Origin of the sequence: Anaerotruncus sp. 1XD42-93 (genome assembly GCF_009917605.1) — a bacterium.
GTDB lineage: Bacteria > Bacillota > Clostridia > Oscillospirales > Ruminococcaceae > Anaerotruncus.
In genome coordinates this window covers 1-1,926 of sequence record NZ_QZEG01000156.1, presented here as the reverse complement: position 1 = coordinate 1,926, position 1,926 = coordinate 1, and the positions used below count along the sequence as shown (strand labels likewise).

The following is a 1,926-nucleotide window of genomic DNA, read 5'->3' as shown; positions in this document are numbered from 1 at the left end:
CTGTCTTTTGTGAGGTTAGCTTTTGAGAGCCATCTCGCCGCAAACCCGCATGAATACTGGATTTTTGCCTGTTTGCTTTCCCTTTCCCCAATAACCTGTGTTCAACGAGATGTACAGCAAGGATATTTCCAAGAAAGTCCATTCCTCTTATCTTCTGAAAGCGCAGAAAGGACAGTTTACCGGGTGTCTTGCCCCGTTTGGGTATCGGAAAGACCCGGAGGACAAAAACCATCTGCTCATTGACGAGGAAACCGCCCCGATTGTGCGGCTGATTTTCGGATATGCCCTGAACGGTCATGGTCCGAACTATATCCGCAGACGGCTGGAGGAAGAAAAAATCCCCTGCCCCACATGGTGGAACCGGGAACGGGGGCTTCGCAATACCCGCACCAAATGGGAAAAGAAAGACCCGGAAAACGGGCGGTATATGTGGGACTTCTCCGTTATCAAAGACCTTTTGATGAATCCCGTCTACACCGGGGCGATTGCTTCCCAGAAAAAAGACTACCGCTTCAAAATCGGCACGATTGGGGAAAAGAAGCCGGAGGACTGGATTGTGGTGGAGGGACAGCATGAACCGCTGATTGACCGCATGAGTTTTGACATTGTGCAGAACAAGCTGAAATCCCGCCAGCGTCCGGGGCAGACCAATGAAATCAGCCTGTTTGCCGGACTGCTAAAATGCGGCGAGTGTGGGAAGTCGCTGACGATACGCTACACAAACGCAAAACATCCCCAGCGGATATACTCCTGCAAAACCTACAATGCCTTTGGAAAGAACCACTGCACCCAGCACCGGATTGATTATGACACCCTTTACAGCCATGTGCTGCGGAAAATACGGGAATGTGCCAGAGCTGCCCTGATGGACGGGGAAGCGGTTGCCGACCGCCTGACCAATACCTGTGAAGCCGAGCAGCGGGAACAGCGGGAAGCAATGGAACGCTCCCTTACAAGGGACGAGGAACGGATTGAGGTTCTGGACAAAATGGTAATGCGGCTTTATGAGGATATGATTGCAGGGCGTATCAGTGAGCAGAACTTCAACACCATGCTGGAAAGGACACAGACCGAGCAGACGGAGCTTAAAACAAAAGTGTCCGAGGGCAGGAAGCGGCTGTCCGATGAAGTCCAGCTTGCCAATGACGCAAAACAATGGGTGGAAGCCATTCAGGAATACGCCAACATCACAGAGCTGGACGCAGCCACCCTCAACCGCTTAATCAAAGAAATCGTCGTGCATGAGCGCATTGACGAAAATAAAACAAGACACATTTCTATCGAAATTCATTTTAATCTCAAACCCATCCCGGAGGTGGAACAGGTCACTGCCTGACCTGTCCCGCCGGGACGGTTCTCTTAACAACACCATATAGATTTTTTGTACGCCGCCGCCCGGCCCCGGCTTGACCGGGTGGAGGCGGACGTGATGGGCAACCTCCACCGGCTGGGCGTGCCCTCGTCCCCTCTGGACGGGCGGGAGCGGCTGGCCCTCCTGCATGGGCAGATGCACCCCGGGCGGCGGGAGCCGTTCCGCTTTTCGTGGGCGGATATTTCCAGAACGGGGATGGGGACAAAGGACTTCATCACCCCCAGCGGGGGCTTTGACTTTAGGGGCTCCCGGTTCTTCCGGGTGGGCGGCTTTTGGGGCGCGGCGTCCTATCTTCAGATTTTGGCGTCCGAGCTTTCTGACCGCCTTTTGCGGGAAATTCTGGAGCTGGACGCGGAGCTCACCGTCACCATGCACATCCAGACCGTTGACCAGTTAAAGGCGATAAAGACCATCAAGGGGAAAATCTCGGACATTGACAAGATGAAAGTGGAGGAGCAGAAAAAAGCCGTCCGCGCCGGGTACGACATGTTGCGCCCAGATAGGGTGTAATAAGGAGTTGACTAAGGCACAACCCCGTAAGATAGCGCGGGAAA

The 1,926-nt window shown here is 53.9% G+C and carries 2 pseudogenes; both read left to right on the top strand.

The window, feature by feature from the left end:
* Positions 1 to 103 precede the first annotated feature (103 nt).
* Positions 104 to 1,336, top strand: a pseudogene (locus D5269_RS17635) (recombinase family protein); the annotation flags it as partial.
* Positions 1,337 to 1,390: 54 nt separating this feature from the next.
* Positions 1,391 to 1,873, top strand: a pseudogene (locus D5269_RS17630) (VirB4-like conjugal transfer ATPase); the annotation flags it as partial.
* Between the last annotated feature and the right edge of the window lie 53 nt (positions 1,874 to 1,926).